Origin of the sequence: Rhodanobacter sp. OR92 (assembly GCF_000427545.1) — a bacterium.
GTDB classification, from domain to species: domain Bacteria; phylum Pseudomonadota; class Gammaproteobacteria; order Xanthomonadales; family Rhodanobacteraceae; genus Rhodanobacter; species Rhodanobacter denitrificans.
In genome coordinates this window covers 454,401-472,807 of the sequence record NZ_ATYF01000001.1, presented here as the reverse complement: position 1 = coordinate 472,807, position 18,407 = coordinate 454,401, and the positions used below count along the sequence as shown (strand labels likewise).

Sequence of the window (18,407 nt, the reverse complement as noted above, 5' to 3'; positions counted from 1 at the left end):
GGAGCCATGCCCAAGACCTCGAAGCGTCCACAAAGCCATGTCAGGTCTCCTAGCGGTCGCAGCCGGCGATGGTGAGGCCGAAGCTGGCCTCGTTGATCGCGTAATCCATCATGTTGCTCCCGTGAACGGTGAACGGAAACGCGCGCCAGTTGGAAAACGAGGGCGACTTGATCTTCACCCGAGCAAGCCGTCCCTGTGCATCGATGTGCACGGCGTAATACAGCGAGCCGCGTGACGATTCGACCCAACCCAGGCCGCAACTCGACGGCCGTACCGCGCATGTCGTTCGGATCTCGCCCGGCTGCACTTGTGGCAGCAGCAACTCGATCAGGTCAAAGCTGACGCGCACTTCGGCGGTGCGCACCCGCGCCCGCGCGTAGGCGTCGCCCTCCTCGGCCAGTGGCACGGCGACCGGAAGATCGGCATACGCCGCGTAGGGATGATCGCGCCGCATGTCGCGATCGAGGCCCGATGCACGTTCCACCGGTCCGGTCGCGCCTTGATCGAAGGCGACTTCGCGCGTCAAGACCCCGGTGGTGATCAGACGATCCAGATAACTGGTAGTTCGTTCGAGCTGCACCAGATACGATTCCACCTCGTCGCGCAAACGGCTCAGCGTATCCGGCAGATCGGCGGGCAAGACGATGTCGCGGCGCAGCCCACCAGGCATCAGCACGTTGCGCATGAAACGCTGGCCGCTCAGCCGCCCGGCGAGTTGTTTGATCTTCTCCTCCAGCAAGCGTCCCTCGGCCTGGCCCACCTTCAGCGTGGTGGCATCGGCCAGCGCGCCGAAGTAGTGCAGATGGTTGTAGAGACGTTCCAGCTCGGCCAGCAGCACGCGCAACTGCCGGGCGCGCCGCGGCACCACGCAGTCGGCGGCATCCTCCACCGCCTGACAATAGGCCAGCCCATGCGCCACGCTGCCGACCCCCGATACTCGTTCGGCCAGCACGCAGCCGACCAGCGGGTCGGTACCTTCAAAGCACGTTTCCATGCCGCGATGCTTGAAGAACAGGCGCGGCTGGTAGTGCATGATCGCCTCACCCAGATAGAAGAACAGGAACTGCGCCGACTCCATCACGTCCGCGCGTACCGGCCCGAAGCTGAGCAACTGCACCTGGGGATCGCGCACTTCGGGTAGCACCAGCGGTGCGCGCAATGACGGATCGGGCGGCCCCTCGACTCGCCTCAGTGCGATACCACGCGCCGCGCCATCGACGATCAGCGGATACGGCTCGGGATGTCCGTCGAACGTCAGGCCATACAGGTCCTGCATCTCGCGTTCGTACCAGCCCAGCAACGGCGCGCGCAGCGCCAGACTCGGCAGATGACCGTGCGTGGTCGGGCATTGCCATACCTGCAGCGGCTGGCCCGCGCCGGGGGCCGCCAGATAACGCACCTCGGCCACCCCCGGCTGCGGAAACCAGGCATACGCCATCTGCATGCGGCCACCGCTGCCGAGCAACTGCTCCAGATACTGGTGCAGCGAGTCCGGTTTGACTTGGAAGTATTCCACGCGGGCATTCATGGGGTCGCTCCCAAGGCGTTCGCGATGGTGTGGAACAACGCTGCCCACGAAGCGGGCCACCACACCCCGAGCAGCAGCAGCGGCACCAGCGGCAAGGCCATCGGCAGTACCCGCCAGGCCGTGTACCAACGCTCGTGTTCGTCAGTCTCGCGATTCACCGGCACGACAATGGGGTCGGCCAGATACATCGCGCGAAAATGATTCAGGAATGCCACGAAGATCACGATCAGAAGCACCAGCATGACGATCGCCGCCCACAGATAAGGCCCGGCCCAGCCCGCCCGCAGGATCGCAACCTCGCTGAGAAACATGCCGAACGGCGGCGCACCGGTAATCGCCACCGCGCCGCATAGCCAGAGCGCGCCGGACACGGGAAACACCTGCCACACGCCGCGCATGTCGTCGATGCGCTTGCTGCCGTAGCGATGCATCGCGTTGCCCGCACCGAAGAACAGCAAGGGCTTGGCCAGTGAGTGATTGAGCATGTGATACAGCGCGCCGGCCACGCCGAGCGGGCCGCCAAAACCGAAGCCCAGCGCCAGCACGCCCATGTGCTCCACGCTCGAATACGCCATCAGCCGCTTGATCTGGGTTTGCCGCACGATGAACAGCGCACCCACCAGCAGCGACAGCACACCCAGGATGATCAGCGCGGTATGCGGCAAGGCACCCTGCCCGGCCGCATCCGTCGCCGCCAGAAAACGCACGATGCCGACCATCGCGGTATTGAGCAACGCGCCGGACAGCATCGCCGACACCGGCGCCGGACCTTCGCTGTGCGCATCGGGCAGCCAGGTGTGCATCGGTGCCAGACCGACCTTGGTGCCGTAGCCGATCAGGGTCAGCAGAAAGCCCATCTTCAACAGCACCGGCGGCATCTGCGGCGCGGCATGCACCAGCGACGCCCAGGTCAGCTGATACGTTTCGCCATAGACAAACGTGCCGCCCCAATACAGCAGCGTGGTGCCAAGCAACGCCAGACTGATGCCCGACGACACCACGATGATGTACTTCCACGCTGCCTCCATGCTTTCGGCGTTGCGCTCGAAGCCGACCAGAAAGGTGCTGACCAGGGTGGTCAGCTCGATCGCGATCCAGTACACGCCGATGCTGTTGACCAGCGGCGCGACCAGCATGGTCAGCGCAAAGCCGGCCAGCAGCGCGTAGAACAGCGGCAGTTGCGCCTGCCGGCGCACGTCATGGCGCATGTAACCGATGGCGTAGATCGAGGACAGCAGATAAACCACCGCCACGCACATCACCACCCAGCCGCCGAGCGGATCGACGATCAGGTAGCCATCCAGCAGAGTTGCCGGCAGACCGGCAAGAAAAGGCAGCGGGCATGCTACCCACACGACCACCCCACTGACGACCAGATTAAGGTATTCGCTGAAGCGGGCACGACGCACGGCCAACCCCAGCACCACCACCAGTACCGGTGCCAGCAGCAGGATGAGCAGGCGTGTGGTGAGGCTCATCCGGTCAGCCTCCGCAGGTCGCGGCTGCTGGTGCTGCCGATCTGGGTGAGGAGGTAGCGCACCAGCACACCGAAACACGCCACGGCGACCAACAGATCGAACAACAGCACCAGTTCGATCATCAACGGCATGCCGGGCACCAGGATCTGCGCGCCGAGGAAAATGCCGTTCTCCAGCACCAGGATGCCGAGGATCTGGCTGATCGCCTCGTGCCGCAGGGTCAGCATCAGGAACCCGATCAGCTTCATCGAGAACATCACCGTCAACGCCAGCACCACCACGTTCGAGACGATGTGCAGGTCCGTCGTGAGGCGCATCGCCACGACCAGCGCGAAGATCACCGCGGCCGCACCGATCACCAGACTGGTGGAGGTGCTGAGCACCTCATGCAATTCCCGCGCGGTGTTCAACCGGCGCAGGATGCGCAGGATCAACCACGGCAGCACGATGCCGCGAAACAGCACAGTCAACAGCGCGACCCAGTACAACTCGCGGTAGCCACCGTAGTACCCGATGAGCGCCGAGAGCATGCCGATCAGCCACGACTGTGCGGCGAACGCGAGCATGTAGTCCTTCAGCCAGCGTGAACCCAGCATCACGAAAGCGAGTAGCAGGCTGGCGATCGCCAGCAGGCTGAACAGCGAGGCGGCCAGAGGATCGAGGTGGGCAGCGAGCATGGCGTTCATCGGATCTGATTCGCAACGATGGCCAGCACGGCCAGCATGAAGGCGGCGGCCAGTGGCTCCTGGTAGCGATAAAAGCGCAGACGTGCCTGCGCGGTTTCCACCGCGATCACCGCGCAGGCGACGACGCCAAACTTGATCAGGATCGCCAGCACCGCCCCGGCCAGGCCCAACGCGGTGCCCAGCTTCGACAGCCCCCACGGCAGCAGCAGCACGTGGCAGAAAATCGTGTAGAGGATGAATTGCTTCATCATCCCCGACCACTTCAGCAAGGCCAGCAGCGGGCCGGCATACTCCAGCACGCGCGCCTCCTCGATCATGTACACCTCGATGTGTGTGCTGGAATGGATCGGCAACCGATCCGTCTCGGCCAGCAGCAACACGAAGAACGCGGCGACCAGGAACAGGTGGGTCGGGCCCCAGTAGATGGCCGGCTGCGCGATCAACAAATGATTCACCACGAACGGCAGCATGGAGTGCGCCATCAGGGTGATGCCGACAAACACCAGGATCAGCGTCGGCTCGGCCAGGATGGTGATCATCACCGTGCGGCTGGCACCCACGCCGCCATAGGCGCTGCCGGAGTCGAGTGCGGCCAGATTGACGAAGAACGTGCCGAGCGTGAGCACCAGCCCGCCGCCGAGGATGTCGCCCATGTCCGACAGCGGTAGCGGGTAATTGGTGAGCACGGGAATCAGGATCGGCACGGTCAACATCGCGGTGAAGGCGACGATGGGCGCGGTCCAGAAAATCCAGCTGGCCGTGTCCGGCACCACCAGCTGTTTGCGGAACAGTTTGCGCAGATCGCGATACGGCTGCAGCAGCGACGGCCCCTGCGCGCGCTGTGCGCGCTCCTCGTAGCGCAGGATGAAACCCTGCAGCAACGGCGACAGCAGGAGCGCTGCGAGTACCTGGGCTAGCTGGGCGAGGACGTCCCTGAGCATGCCAGCGGGTCAGCGATGCCGGCCGGGATCGTCGACATGATCGACGCCAATGCGCTGTCTTCGACCCGATGCTGCGCTGCATGGCGTCGCCATGCAGATCGCAAGGGGGACAAGCGGAATGAAAACCGGGGGCACGGTGGTACAGGCCATGAGTGGCTCCTTGAAGGGATAGCCATCGATCTACCTGTAGGAGTCATCAGCCCTGAGGGCGGTCGTAGGCGGACTCCATCACCCTACGCGATTGCGCGTTTCACGTTAGCACGCCGATCGCCGCTCATGGAATACCCCAGGACGAGCATGCCGTTTGAAGGTCAGTCGTCGATATATTCACTCGACCGCGACAGGGCTGGTCACTTGTGGCGCACACGTTGTCATGCACGGGGCCGCATCGACCACCCACAAGTGATCGATGCGGCGGACTCCCGCACCGACCTGGCGTTGCGATTCCGGCTGGAAGGCCGAGCGCCGGCCGATGATCCCGGATCGTTGCGGATCGACGATTTCACGGACGCCCCGACCCACTCGCCTTCTAATCCGGAGCATCAGGTCTCTCGCAACAAGCAAACGTGTCAGTTCCCGTTCGTGCCCGACGTGAGCTCTTCTTCCAAGGTATGAATTTTATCGAGAGCCGACATCAGCGCCTGCTGTCGTGGCACCACGTCGCCCCCGCTGCGGATTCTCACTTCCCGTCCCTTGTCGATTGCCAGCGCAATACCCGTCGCCGTAGCTTCGATACGCTCGTGCATGTCACGGCGAAAGTTCTGCATGCTTCTCTTGATTCGTTCCTCGAAGTCGTGGCGCAGGCGGCCTGATTGCATGTCCACCAGCTCATCCGCACGTCGATGCGCATGGCGCAGGATCAGCGGATGACCAAGCACGCCTGGCAATAGGCGCATCAGCGCGCGGCCGACCAGTTGCATGGTCGGCAGTTCTTCCCAGAATTTGTAGTAGAACGTCGCCGGCGCAGGCTGCAGGGAGCCGCTGGCGATAGCAGTGAACGGCACGGCGAACAACTCGGCCGAATAGCGCAGCAATTCGTCCACCAGATCGTGCATGCCTTGCCAGAAGCGCTGGCACACATGGTCGAAGGCCTGGTTTGCAACCATATTCTCCTCGGCTCGCCAGGTCTCGAAGGCGCTGCGTACTTCGTCAATCAGCCGATTTTCCAGGCCGGCCTGCAACGCGGTGGCGCCTTTGTCTCGTAACTCTGCGTACCAAACGGGGAGCGCCGCATGAATGCGGACCAGCAGTGCCTGTGCGAAAGCGCTCAGGTTGGGCTCGATCTGCTGATTGAGCAACTTGCGGGCGTCCGAGTCGAGCAAGGCATCCAGATCGGACTGGGCTTGCCGTGTCTGCTGCTGCTTTTGTCCAAACGCCTGCAGCTTGGCATCCAGTGAAGCCAGCGGCAACGACAGCGCTTGCTGCTCCAGTTCCAGCAACAGCCGGCTCTCGGCCAGCAGGCGCAGTAGCTGGCGTCGCACCGATTCGAGCCAGATATCACCGCCGTCCTCCTGCAAGAACCATTGCAACGTCTGATCGAACTGCGCCAGTCCACTGTCGACCCATTGCCGAGTGTCGCCACGGATTCGCGCCTGCAATGCCTGTCGCGCCGACACGGCGAATACCGGAACGTCGGCAGCTATCGCCTCGCGAAGTACCCCGACCGCAAACGCCATCGATTCATCGCGTTCTGCTGCGGAGAGGTAATCGATCTTGTTGAGCAGGCAGAACACCTTGCCCGCATACCGGCGGATCTCGGCGAGAAAGTCCAGTTCGTTGCGGCTCAACGGCTGATCGGCAGACACCATGAAGATCACCGCATCGGCCTCGGGCAGATAACGGGAGGTGACCGCGCTGTTGTGGCTATGCACCGAGCCGACACCGGGCGTATCCACCAAGCGGATGCCGCCCTTGAGCCATGCCGCCGGAAAGGCCACGGCGACCTCGCGAACGCGCTTGATGTTGTCGGGGTTCCCCCGCTCGGTGACGTAATCCGCCAACGCCTCAAGCGGGATACCGCGGATCTCGCCGCTCTCGAAGGTCACGTTGGCGCTGGCGACATCGCCATAGTGCAACAGCGTGACCACGGAAGTGAGTGGTACCACGCCGGTCGGCAACAGGTCCGCGCCGAGCAAGGCATTGATCAGCGTGCTCTTGCCGCGCTTGAACTCCCCTGCCACCACCAGGTGGAAGGCATGCTCGGAAAACTTCGTGCGAATAGCGTCTAGCGCAGGCGCGCTGATCGATGGAACGCCGGCCGCGTCCGCTATCACCGCTGCGAGCGTGACATGGGACGATTCAAACGCGACGCTCATCGGCAAGCCCTCATGCGTCGCTGCGCGGCGGGACCATGTCGCGCAGCAACCGCGGCGCCATCTGCCTGGCCAGGGTCGTCAGCGCCAGATAGGTCAACGTGATATCCGGCAACGCGCCGGCCGCGCGGGCGAAGCCGCCATTGCCGGTCTGGCAGCTGAGCATGAACGCGACGGCGTCCTGGGCATGCGGAACGGACAATCCCAATCGGCAACAGCTGCGCATGCCGGCGCATACCGTTTCCAGATTGGGCGATAGGGAGCCCGCGGTCAGGCGAAAGCCGAACCCCGGTACCGCCATGCGATTCACGAAGTCGCCGGTGCGCGAGGAAGCGGCGTGACCGCACAGCATCAGCACAGCGATAGCTGCCTCGGTATCGAGCAGGTTCGCAGGCGTACCATACCCGCCGTCGTCATGTTCTCCCTGCAGCAACGTCCGCGCCAAGTCATCAACGGCCATCGGCAGACCGAAGCGCCGTTTCAGCCACACGGTACATTTGATTCGCTGCAACGCGGCGGAAAGGGACGCATACGTTGCGATGTCTGGAAAATGCGTCTGAAGCGCCATCACGGCCGATGCCACTTCTGCTGACTCCGGATCACCAACCTCCAAGGCAAGCAACGCGCGTACCCGGTAATAGAGCGCGAGCGGCTGCGGCTCCACCGGTTGCCCGATGATGAAGCTGGCGTGGCTGCTCTTCTCCGGCAAGACAACGCCCAGCAACTCGGTCAACACCACGATGGCGTGCCAGGTGTCGGAGAGATTGGGCTCCTCCACGTAGTAGCCGCGGTAGAAGCAGAACCCTCCATTGGGCGACTGTCGCTCCAGCAGGTAAGTGCGCACCCGATCCAGCGCTGATACCAGCGGGTTTTTCCGGGAATCGATGGAGATGGCAGAATCGGATGACATTAATGCTCCCTAATACGCCGTTGCGTAACAAGGAACACTGACGATGCAACGAACGATCGCGCACTACAGGACACGGTGGGACTCCTTGCGGATGGCCTTCGAGTTGCCTGTAGGAGTCATCAGCCCTGGGGGCGGTCGCAGGTGAACTCCATCACCTGACTGACAACTTAGCACGTCATGGCAGCGCGCAGAATCTCCCGGCACGTCGTGATGCACAATGGTTCAGAACGGCTGGATCACGGGACGAAAATAACGATGATGCGCACCGAACCGGAGCCCCCCGCATCACTTCGCGCCGCTGAGCGCACGGCATGGAAGTCGATGGTCAGACGCAAGCTGGCGCGCCTCTCTCATCGAGCCTTCCAAGTGGGCGTCGTGCTCAAAGGGGTGGATGGTGTGCTGGAATTGCTCGGTAGCGCGGCGTTGCTCCTGACCACGCAAACGACGATTCGACGGGCAGTTTCCCTCCTGACGAATGAAGAGTTGGCTGAGGATCCGCGCGATTACCTCGCGAATCACGTTGTCCACATGGCGCAACAGTTGTCCCTGCGCACACAGCATTTTGCGGCGATCTACCTCTTCGCTCATGGAGCGATAAAAATAGTCCTGGTGGTCGGGTTGCTTCGCGGATTGCGCTGGTCGTATCCAGCCGCGCTGCTGGTGCTGACGGCTTTCATTGGCTATCAACTCTATCGGCTGGCGTACCTGCCCTCGCTGGGGCTGTATGTGCTCACCGCCCTCGATCTTGCGGTGGTGCTCCTGATATGGCGCGAATGGCGACATGCCCGCGCCTGGCACGACAAGCCGTGAACCCGACCCGGTTGGCGGCCAGGCTTTGCGCGGTGCGTACGGATGCCCTACTTTGCTGGAAGCGCTCACCCCACCGCTTCATCCGTACGTCGTTGTCCAGGTAGCCACGCCATGAAGATCCTGATTGTCGAGGACGAGCCCAAGGCTGCCGCCTATCTGAAGCGCGGCCTGGAGGAGAGCGGCTTCGTCATCGACTGCGCCGACAACGGCGAGGATGGCAGTCATCTCGCCCAAACCGGCAGCTATGACCTGATCATCCTCGATGTGATGCTGCCGATCCGCGACGGCTGGTCGGTGCTGACGGAGTTGCGGCGCGGCGGCATGACGACGCCGGTGCTGTTCCTGACCGCACGCGACGCTGTGCACGATCGCGTGAAAGGACTGGAGCTGGGCGCCGACGATTACCTGGTCAAGCCGTTCGCATTTTCCGAACTGCTCGCACGGGTCCGCACGCTGTTGCGGCGCGGACCGGCGCGACAAGCGACTGTGCTCGCCGTTGCCGATCTGGAAATCGATCTGCTGCGACATCGGGCCACCCGCGCGGGCGTCGTGCTGGAACTCACGCCCAAGGAATTCCTGCTGCTCGCCTTTCTGATGCGCCGGGCGGGCGACGCACTGTCGCGCACGCTGATCGCCGAGCAGGTGTGGGACATCAATTTCGAGAGCGACTCGAACGTGCTGGACGTCCATTTGCGGCGCCTGCGGTCCAAGGTGGACGACCCCTTCGAAAAGAAGCTCATCCACACCTTGCGCGGCGTCGGTTACGTACTGGAAGAGCGTCCATAGCATGGACTTGCATTTCCGCCGCCACTGGTCCCTGTCCATCGCGGGACGGATGACGATCTGGTACACGCTGTCGGCGTTCGCGCTGATTATGGTCGCCACCGGCGTACTGTATTGGGGGCTGGTGACCAGCCTGGCACAGGAAGACGCACGCACGCTTGATGACAATCTCAACAACATGCGGCTGCTGCTGGCGGGCTCTCCGGCGTCAGATGTCGAACTGATCCGCAGAAGCCAGGACGCCGTCTGGAAGACTGGACGAACGCCGCAGTTCTATTTCCGCATCCTGGATGGGGACGCCCATACCCTCGTTGAAACGCCAGGCATGCCCGCCATGCTGCCGGCGCCGACAGCTACCGAGCTGGCGAGGTTCCCGCTGCTGGCGACTTCCGACAGCCGCGCCGTGCTGTCTCGCTCCAGCGATCAATTCGAGGTGCTCAGCGCGCGACTGGTTGGCGCCACGCCGGACGCCCCGGCGCGTTTCATCGAAGTGGCGATGATGCGCGACAACGACGAAGATCTGCTGGCGCGCTACCGCGAGCGGTTGGGATTGGTGCTGGGCTTGTCGCTGATCCTCTGCTCGCTCGCCGGCTACGTCATCGCGCGATTCGGCATGCGTCCGATCCAGCGGATCAGCCGCGCCGCCGAACACATACGCTCGACCACCCTGCACGAACGCATCGATACGGCCGGGCTGCCGGCGGAACTGCTGGGCATGGCGCAGACCTTCAACAGCATGCTCGACCGTCTGCAGGAAGCGTTCGCGCGGGTCTCGCAGTTTTCCGACGACGTGGCGCATGAGCTGCGCACGCCGATCAACAACCTGCGCGGCGAGATCGAGGTGGCGCTGAGCAAGGCTCGCTCCGACGACGAATACCGCGAAACGCTGGGCTCGGGGTTGGAGGAATGCGCGCGTATTTCGCGGGTAATCCAGAGCTTGTTGTTTCTGGCCCGCACCGAAAACACGGTCGAACCGCTGCCGCGCGAGTCGGTCGACGTTGGTCGTGCCTTGGTCGCCGTGCAGGAGTTCTACGAAGCGGCCGCTTCCGAGGCGGGCCTCGCGCTGCGGGTCGACGCCGCGCCGGGTAGCTGGGCACCGCTAAATCGGACGCTGTTCCAGCAGGCCATTGGCAATCTGGTGTCCAATGCGATCGCGCATACACCGCGAGGCGGATCGGTGCAAATGACGACTCGCGTGGAAGCGGATTGGCTGCAAGTGATCGTGGCTGATACCGGCAGCGGCATCGCGAGCGAACACTTGCCGCATGTGTTCGAACGGTTCTATCGCGCCGATACCGCGCGCTCGGGCGCCGAACAGCGGGTCGGGCTGGGTCTGGCGGTAGTCAAACGTATCGTCGAGCGCCACAACGGACGGATCGAGATCGAAAGCCCGCCGCTGCGGGGAACGCAGGTCAGGATTCGGCTGCCCCGTTTCGGTTGATCGCCCCAGCCCCCAGCGCACGTCGTCGAGATGACGATTTCGTCATGCGCGCTTCATGGCTGCGTTAGTTGCGACCTTTAACCTTCTCCTTTTGCCATATAGGCCGGTGCGCATTGCCACGGTCGAAGGGATCGTTGAATGCCGCGAAGACATCGATCGCTGCTGCTGGGCGGCTCCATCGCCTTGCTGCTGGCGGGTTGCGCAAGCTACCAGGCGCGCCCGCTTTCACCGGCAACCCAGGCGGCCGCGCTGGATCAACGCACACTCGATGCGCCCCGGCTCCGGCATTTCCTCGCCGCCAGCGTGCCGGCGACCACAGCCGCGCATCCGACGGGCGCATGGGACCTCACCGCGCTCACCTTCGCTGCGCTCTATTACCAACCCGATCTGGATCTGGCGCGCGCGAAACTCGCCACCGCCAGAGCGGGCATCACCACCGCAAAACAACGGCCTAACCCGACGCTGGATTTCTCGCTCAACTACGACGCCAGCTCGCCGATCGCCGTGCCGTTCACCGTCGGTCCGGTCGTCAACTTCATCATCGAAACCTTTGGCAAACGCGGTTACCGCACCGCTCAGGCGCAACATGCACTGGCGGCGGCGCGCTGGGAACTAGCCACCACCGGATGGCAGGTGCGCAGCCATGTCCGCACCGCGCTGCTGGACCTGTGGGCGGCCCGGCAACGCCTGCAACTGGCGTGTCGGCGCCTGACCTTGCAACAGCAGCTGGTGAGCCTGATCGATAAACGGCTGGCCGTGGGCGAGGCCTCGTCGCTGGACAGCACACGCGAGCACATCAACCGCGCGCAGCTGGACCTCGCCGTGCAGGATCTCGAACGCGCGATGGGCGAAGCACGGGTGCAACTGGCGACCGCGATCGGCGTTCCGGTCCAGGCGCTCGATGGCGTATCGCTGTCGTTTCAAGCCTTCGAGCAGCCGCCATCATCGGCGCAGACACCAGCCAGCGGCGCCTTGCGCGAACGTGCGCTGACCCAGCGCACCGACGTGCAGGCCAGCCTGGCCGACTACGAGGCCAGCCAGTCGGCCCTGCAACTGCAGATCGCCCATCAGTATCCGAACCTGACCCTGGGGCCGGGATACAACTACGACCTTGGCGACAACCGGTATCTGCTGGGTTTCGGTGGCGAGCTGCCAATCTTCAACCAGAACCAGGGCCCGATCGCCGACGCTGTCGCCCGGCGCGCACAAGCCGCTGCTACGTTCGAGGCATTGCAGGCCAGAATCATCGGCGCGATCGATCAAGGCACGGTGGCGTACCGCGGCACCATGCAGAGTCTGGCGCACGCTGATGCGTTGCTGGCCGATGCACGGCGTCGCCGGCAGCAGATCGAAAGCGCGTTCCAGGCCGGACAGGCCGACCGGCCCACTTTGGTGACCGCTGAACTGGAACTGGCGTCGATCGAGGCCTCGCGCTTCGACGCGCTGGTCGCGCAACGGCAGGCGCTGGCCGCGCTCGAAGACGCCTTGCAGCAGCCGCTGTTCGATCCCGGCCTGTGGCCCAAGATCCCCGAACAAAATCCCCGCACCATCACCGACACGGAGCCGTCGTCATGATCGGCCAACAACGCCCTCACTCCCGACGCACGCTGGTGCGCGTACTTCTCGTTATCGTGGCCATCGCACTGATCGCCCTGGTGATCTGGGGCTTCATCGCCGGGCGCAAGGAGGCGGCCACCGAAGGCCAGCGCGAGAGTCCGGTGGAGGCACCCTTGCGCGTGTCGACGCAGAACGGCGCGTCGGTCGTGACGCTCGACGCGAAAACGGAGCAAAGCAACGCCATCGCGACCGCCGCGCTCGCGAGAGCGCCGTACCAGGCGCAGTTGCACGCGTACGCCTCGGTGCTCGATCTGACGCGGCTGACCGATCTCAGCAACAGCTACCTCGGCGCCAAGTCGCAGCGCGATACGGCGCAGGCTAAATTGGCCGCATCGAAGATGGCCTATGCGCGCGCGCAAGGTCTCTACAACGACGAGCAGAACGTCTCGTTGGCGCAGCTGCAGCTGGCCGAAGCCGCTTTTCGCACCGACCAGGCCGCACTCGCCGCCGCGCAGTCGCAACTGCGCACGCTCAGCGACACCGCGCAGCAGGAATGGGGCAGCGTGCTCGCGCAATCCATCGTCGACGGCTCGCCGCTGATCCGCCACTTGATCGAACGCCAACAGGTGCTGGTGCAGGTTACCTTGCCGCCCGGCAAGACCCTGCCAACGCCGCCGACCACCGCGTCGCTGCAATTGGATGGCAATGCGCGCACCACGATCACCTTCGTGTCGATCGCGACGCGTACCGACCCCAGGATTCAGGGTGTCAGCTTTTTCTACGTCGCGCCGGCATCCAGCGCGCTGCTGACCGGCATGAACGTGCAGGCGCTGCTGCCGTCCGGCCCGACGGCCGAGGGTGTCGCCGTGCCGGGAAGCGCCGTGGTGTGGTGGCAGGATCGCGCATGGGTCTATCTCAATGCGGCGCCGCACGCGTTCGTGCGCACCGAGATTCCGACTGACCAACTCGCGCCCGGCGGCGGCTTCATCGTGAAGAACCTGCCCAGGCAGTCGCGCATCGTCGTCCGCGGCGCACAACTGCTGCTGTCCGAAGAGTTCCGCGCCCAGATCCAGGTGGACGACTGATGCCGAGCGCAAATCATCAAGCCGGCCATTACGGCGGTCCGCAAGCCGCGCTCGTTCGTTTTGCGATCCGTTTTCGCGGCATCGTCATCGCGCTCGCGTGCGCGTTGCTGGTCTATGGCGTCTATGCGCTGGGACACGCCAAATACGACGTCTTCCCGGAATTCGCCCCACCGCAAGTAGGCATCCAGACCGAAGCCGCCGGCCTGACGCCGGAGCAAGTGGAAATCCTGGTCACACGGCCGATCGAGAATGCGGTCAATGGCGTGTCGGGCGTGAGTACGCTGCGCTCGACCTCGATCCAGGGCCTGTCGGTGGTCACCGTGTTCTTCGACCCGGCCAGCGACATCTATCGCGATCGCCAGGTGGTCGCCGAGCGGCTGGCGGTCGCGGCCCAGCAGCTTCCGCAGGGCGTGCAACCGCCGGCCATGACGCCGCTCACGTCATCGACCGGCATCGTGCTGGTCGCCGGCCTGACCTCGAACACACGCTCGCTGATGGACGTGCGCACGGCCGCGGAGTGGACGCTGCGACCGCGCCTGCTGGCCGTGCCGGGCGTGGCCGACGTCACCGTGTTCGGCGGCGACGTGCGCTCGCTGCAGATCCAGGTGCATCCGGATCGGTTGATTCGCTATGGGTTGACGTTGAACGATGTGGCAGCGGCCGCCGGCCACGCCACCGGTGTGCGCGGCGCGGGGTTCATCGATACGCCCAACCAGCGCATTGTGTTCCAGAGCGAAGGTCAATCGCTCACCGCTGACGAGATGGCGCGCACCGTGCTGGTGAGTCAGGGCACCGCCCATGTCAGCCTGGGCGACGTGGCCAACGTGGTCGAAGCGCCGGAGCCGCCGATCGGCGGCGCGACGATTCAGGGCAAGCCGGGCGTGGTGCTGGATATCTCCGAGCAGTACGGCGCCAACACGGTCGACGTGACCCAAGCGGTAGAAGCGGCGCTGAAGGATTTGCAGCCGAGCCTGCAGGCCGATGGGCTGATCCTGCAGAGCGATCTGTTCCGTCCGGCGAATTTCATCCATACCGCGACCAGCAACGTGCGCAGTTCGCTGCTGCTCGGCAGCGTGCTGGTCATCGTGGTGCTGTTTTTGTTTCTGTTCAATTTGCGCACGGCGGCGATCTCCTGCACCGCCATTCCGCTATCGCTGCTGGCCGGCGCAATCGTGCTCGGTTTGTTCGGCGTAACGCTCAACACGATGACCCTGGGCGGCCTGGCGATCGCCATCGGCGTGGTGGTGGACGACGCGGTGATCGACGTCGAGAACATCATTCGGCGGCTGCGCGAAAATGATCGCCTGGAACAACCGCGTCCGGTGGCGCGGGTGGTGCTTGATGCGTGCCTGGAAGTACGCAGCGCGGTGGTCTACGCCACCTTCGCGGTGATCCTCGTGGTGCTGCCGATCATGGCCTTGTCCGGCATCGCCGGCCGGCTGTTCGGACCGCTGGGTCTGGCTTACATCCTGGCCGTGCTGGCTTCGCTCATCGTGGCACTGACGGTGACGCCGGCGTTGTCGATGGCGCTGCTGGCCAATCACAAGGCGCCGGAACAAGACCCGCCGGTGATGCGCTGGAGCCGCAGCCGCTACGAACACCTGCTGAGCAACACCGCCCGGCGTCCGCGCCTGCTGATCGCGGTGGCGGTGATCTTCACCGTCCTCGGCTGCGCCGCGTTGCCGTTCTTCGGCGGCAGCTTCATTCCCGAACTGAAGGAAGGCCATTTCATCGTCCACATGTCGGCGGTGCCCGGCACCTCGATCGACGAATCCATGCGAATTGGCACGCGGGTTACCGCGGCGCTGCGGCAACTGCCGACGGTGCGCTCGGTGGCGCAACGGGTGGGCCGGGCGGAAAAGGCCACCGACACCTACGGCACGCATTACAGCGAAATCGAGGTCGACCTGAAGCCCGGGTTGTCCGGCGATGAGGCCGAAGCGGCGCAGGCGGATATTCGCAAGGCGCTGTCCGGCTTCGTCGGCCTGAATTTCTCGGTGAAAACATTCCTGACCGAGCGCGTCGAGGAGACCCTTTCCGGCTACACCGCCGCGGTGGCCGTCAATATCTTCGGCAACGACCTGGACGTGCTCGATCAGAAGGCGCAGGACGTCGCCAAGGTTCTGGGCACGGTGCCGGGTGCCACCGAGGTGCAGGTGCAGTCGCCGCCCGGACTACCGCAATTGACCATCCATCTGCGCAAGGCGGATCTGGCCCGTTGGGGGTTCGATGCGGTGGACGTGCTCGACCTCGTGCGCACAGCCTATCAAGGCGACGTGGTCGGGCAGGCCTACCAGGGCGATCAGGTGTTCAACGTCATCACCGTGCTCGACCAGGCCAGCCGCGACAACCTGACCCAGATCGGCAATCTGCCGCTGCGCAGTCCCAGTGGCGCCTATGTACTGCTCAAGCAGATCGCGGATGTCTACGAGGCGTCGGGCCGCTATCAGATATTGCACGAGGGCGCCCGACGCTTGCAGACGGTCACGGTGAACGTCGCCGGCACCGATGTTGCGTCGTTCGTGCAGGCGGCCAGGAGCGCCATCGCCAGCAAGGTCACATTGCCGGCCGGCACCTATATCCAGTTCGCCGGCGCCGCCGAGGCGCAAGCGCAATCGCAACACGATCTTCTCGTCAATTCATTGCTTGCTGGGCTGGGCATCATTCTGCTGCTCTCGGTCGTGGCCCGCACCTGGCGCAACCGCCTGCTGATTTTGGCCAACCTGCCGTTCGCGCTGGTCGGTGGCGTGCTGGCCGTGTTCGCGACCGGCGGATCGTTGTCGCTCGGCAGCATGGTCGGCTTCGTGACGCTGTTTGGCATCACGCTGCGCAACTCGATCCTCATGATCGCCCACTACGAGCATCTGGTCGAAGTGGAAGGCATGCATTGGGAATTGGACACCGCCATTCGCGGTGCCGCCGATCGACTGACGCCGATCCTGATGACGTCGATCGTCACGGGCCTCGGCGTGTTGCCCTTGGCGATCGGCATGAACGCGCCCGGCCGCGAAATCGAGGGGCCGATGGCGCTGGTGATCCTCGGCGGCCTGCTGACCTCGATGGTGCTGAACCTGCTGGTGCTGCCGACGCTCGCGCTGCGCTATGGAAGTTTCGAGCCCTACCACGACGAGCTGGATGTGGAAGCGCTTGCGCATGACGGTACGGATCGCTGACCCATGCATACGCCCTGTCCCGACACGATTTCCTGCGACGCGATGGATCGCCCCAGTGCGGACTTGCCATGACCACGACGCGCCTAACATCGTGGTACCGGCCTACAACGAAGCCGACGTCCTGCCGTTGTTTCATGCGCGCCTCACGGCGGTGCTCGATCGCATGCCGATACGGGGCACCATCATCTATGTTGATGACGGCAGCCAGGATGCGACGTGGTCGTTGCTGGATCGGCTGGCCGCCGCCGACGATCGTATCCATGCGCTTCGCCTGAGCCGCAACTTCGGCAAGGAGGCGGCGCTCACGGCCGGCATCGACGCGGTATCGACGCCGTCAAATGCCGACGTGGCGAGTCCCCGTAAACCGGGATTGCCGCATCGAGTCGGCGCGGGCACAGCCAGGCAAGCCGCGGCATTGCAGCGCATCGCAAGTCCCCCGTCCGCGCTTGAAGCAACGCCCGCGGGTACGGTATTGTCCAGCATGGGAGATGGCATGCCTCCTCGCACGACCCAACCGCCGCAAGGCTAATGATGCCTACCAACGACGCGCCATCAGGCTCGCGATGCTTTGGTAGGTATGGCTTTCCTCCAAGAAGTCCGATCCGGAGCGCGTCTTTGACAAGAAGCGGCTTCGGAGGTTGTCATGTGCGCGTACGACTGGATCGACACGTCCCTTCCCTATTCGGGGTACCAGAGAGCCTGTAACGGACTCGCGTACAGCCGCTCTCACGCCGACTGTCGGATCGCCACCGTGGTGTCAGCGATGCTTGTCTCTTGGGTCTTTATGGGCGAGTTGACCTGGTTCGCCGTGGGCATGCTGCTCTGGGGAATGGGGTTCGGCACCCATGAATCCACCCTGCGGATTGCAGTAGCCCGGCAATTTCCGCCTGCGCGTCGCGCGTCGATCTTTGGCGTGTTCGACGCCGCATTCGGTGTGGCCTGGTTCCTTGGAAACCTGGCGCTGGGCGCTGCGCATGCCTACGCGATGTGTGCCGTCGTCCTGGTATCCGTTGTCCTGCAGGGGCTGGGTTTGCCATGTCTTGCGGCTGTCCGATCCACGACCACCACGAAGGAGACCTTCGCATGACCACCTTGATCCTCGTTCGCCACGGTGAGGTCGAGGGCCTCGATCCACCCACCTTTCACGGCCGCATCGTTCTCCCGTTGACCGACACGGGCGCAAAGCAAGCCGCGCTGACCCAGGAAATCATGCACGCCCGATGGGCGGTCGAGGCCATCTATTGCAGCCCGCTGACGCGTTGCGTTCGCACGGCCGACATCATCAACGAAGCCTTTCGATTGAATACGGTGCCGCATCAAGGGCTGACCGACATTGACTATGGCGCCTGGACCAACATCCCCGCCGACGAGGTGGGGAAGCGCTGGCCGCGTGAACTCGGGCGGTGGAAAAGCCAGCCGCATGGTTGCCGCGTCCCCGGTGGGGAATCCTTGCAGGAAGTGGCCGCGCGGGTCATCGCCACTTTCAACACCCTTCTCGATGCGCATGCGCGAGGAACCGTCGCGATCGTCACCCACGACAGCGTCCTGCGCGTGTTGCTCTGCCATGTGATGGGGCTTCCCCTCTCCAGTTACTGGCTGTTCAACCCGACGCCTTGCGGGATCAGCGTCGTGTCGCATGACGAAAACCGTTTCACCGTCCATTCGATCAATGAAACCCAACACCTGCTCAATGCATAAGCGAG

At 64.1% G+C, this 18,407-nt stretch carries 14 protein-coding genes, 1 pseudogene and 3 riboswitches; of the genes and pseudogenes, 9 read left to right on the top strand and 6 right to left on the bottom strand.

Going from position 1 to position 18,407, the window contains the following annotated elements; genetic code table 11:
* Positions 1-49: 49 nt before the first annotated feature.
* The 6 genes from RHOOR92_RS0102370 to RHOOR92_RS18425 form a co-directional block, all read right to left on the bottom strand.
* Positions 50-1,528: a nickel-dependent hydrogenase large subunit gene (locus RHOOR92_RS0102370; protein WP_027489485.1), complete on the bottom strand. Its 1,479-nt coding sequence runs from the start codon at positions 1,526-1,528 to the stop codon at positions 50-52.
* Positions 1,525-3,006, bottom strand: coding sequence for a proton-conducting transporter membrane subunit (locus RHOOR92_RS18430; protein ID WP_051281133.1), 1,482 nt, complete (start codon positions 3,004-3,006; stop codon positions 1,525-1,527). The genes RHOOR92_RS0102370 and RHOOR92_RS18430 overlap by 4 nt, the downstream gene beginning before the upstream one ends.
* Positions 3,003-3,692: a hypothetical protein gene (locus RHOOR92_RS0102360; protein WP_196801998.1), complete on the bottom strand. Its 690-nt coding sequence runs from the start codon at positions 3,690-3,692 to the stop codon at positions 3,003-3,005. Before RHOOR92_RS0102360 ends, RHOOR92_RS18430 begins: the two co-directional genes overlap by 4 nt.
* Positions 3,689-4,633 (bottom strand): NADH-quinone oxidoreductase subunit H, encoded by a 945-nt coding sequence (locus tag RHOOR92_RS0102355; RefSeq protein WP_027489483.1) that lies wholly within the window; start codon positions 4,631-4,633, stop codon positions 3,689-3,691. The genes RHOOR92_RS0102360 and RHOOR92_RS0102355 overlap by 4 nt, the downstream gene beginning before the upstream one ends.
* Before the next feature lie 180 nt (positions 4,634-4,813).
* Positions 4,814-4,875: riboswitch (Fluoride riboswitch) on the bottom strand.
* Positions 4,876-5,202: 327 nt separating this feature from the next.
* Positions 5,203-6,948 (bottom strand): dynamin family protein, encoded by a 1,746-nt coding sequence (locus RHOOR92_RS0102350; protein ID WP_027489482.1) that lies wholly within the window; start codon positions 6,946-6,948, stop codon positions 5,203-5,205.
* 10 nt (positions 6,949-6,958) lie between these two features.
* Positions 6,959-7,855: a prenyltransferase/squalene oxidase repeat-containing protein gene (locus RHOOR92_RS18425; RefSeq protein ID WP_027489481.1), complete on the bottom strand. Its 897-nt coding sequence runs from the start codon at positions 7,853-7,855 to the stop codon at positions 6,959-6,961.
* A gap of 103 nt (positions 7,856-7,958) precedes the next feature.
* Positions 7,959-8,020: riboswitch (Fluoride riboswitch) on the bottom strand.
* A 90-nt stretch (positions 8,021-8,110) separates the two neighbouring features.
* On the opposite strand from RHOOR92_RS18425, the gene RHOOR92_RS0102340 reads away from it, so the two are divergent.
* The 9 genes and pseudogenes from RHOOR92_RS0102340 (at position 8,111) to RHOOR92_RS0102300 (ending at position 18,402) form a co-directional block, all read left to right on the top strand.
* Positions 8,111-8,665 carry a DUF2127 domain-containing protein gene (locus tag RHOOR92_RS0102340; RefSeq protein WP_196801997.1) on the top strand — a complete coding sequence of 185 codons (555 nt, stop codon included), beginning with the start codon at positions 8,111-8,113 and terminating at the stop codon, positions 8,663-8,665.
* A 111-nt stretch (positions 8,666-8,776) separates the two neighbouring features.
* Entirely contained in the window at positions 8,777-9,451 is a 675-nt protein-coding gene (locus RHOOR92_RS0102335; RefSeq protein ID WP_027489479.1) for a heavy metal response regulator transcription factor, read from the top strand.
* 1 nt (position 9,452) lies between these two features.
* The gene (locus RHOOR92_RS0102330; protein WP_051281129.1) at positions 9,453-10,889 is read left to right on the top strand and encodes a heavy metal sensor histidine kinase; all 1,437 of its coding nucleotides are present in this window, start codon (positions 9,453-9,455) and stop codon (positions 10,887-10,889) included.
* 183 nt (positions 10,890-11,072) lie between these two features.
* Positions 11,073-12,464 (top strand): TolC family protein, encoded by a 1,392-nt coding sequence (locus RHOOR92_RS18415; protein WP_196801996.1) that lies wholly within the window; start codon positions 11,073-11,075, stop codon positions 12,462-12,464.
* Positions 12,461-13,531, top strand: a complete 1,071-nt coding sequence (locus tag RHOOR92_RS18410) for a hypothetical protein (protein ID WP_037114693.1) — start codon at positions 12,461-12,463, stop codon at positions 13,529-13,531. The genes RHOOR92_RS18415 and RHOOR92_RS18410 overlap by 4 nt, the downstream gene beginning before the upstream one ends.
* On the top strand, positions 13,531-16,704 hold the full coding sequence (locus RHOOR92_RS18405) for an efflux RND transporter permease subunit (protein ID WP_051281124.1): 3,174 nt from the start codon (positions 13,531-13,533) through the stop codon (positions 16,702-16,704). Before RHOOR92_RS18410 ends, RHOOR92_RS18405 begins: the two co-directional genes overlap by 1 nt.
* An 88-nt stretch (positions 16,705-16,792) precedes the next feature.
* Positions 16,793-17,029: pseudogene (locus tag RHOOR92_RS19895) on the top strand (glycosyltransferase); the annotation flags it as partial.
* Positions 17,030-17,179: 150 nt separating this feature from the next.
* Positions 17,180-17,249: riboswitch (Fluoride riboswitch) on the top strand.
* 98 nt (positions 17,250-17,347) lie between these two features.
* Positions 17,348-17,791, top strand: coding sequence for a hypothetical protein (locus RHOOR92_RS0102305; protein ID WP_027489476.1), 444 nt, complete (start codon positions 17,348-17,350; stop codon positions 17,789-17,791).
* Positions 17,788-18,402 carry a histidine phosphatase family protein gene (locus RHOOR92_RS0102300; RefSeq protein WP_027489475.1) on the top strand — a complete coding sequence of 205 codons (615 nt, stop codon included), beginning with the start codon at positions 17,788-17,790 and terminating at the stop codon, positions 18,400-18,402. The genes RHOOR92_RS0102305 and RHOOR92_RS0102300 overlap by 4 nt, the downstream gene beginning before the upstream one ends.
* The last annotated feature ends 5 nt before the right edge of the window (positions 18,403-18,407 follow it).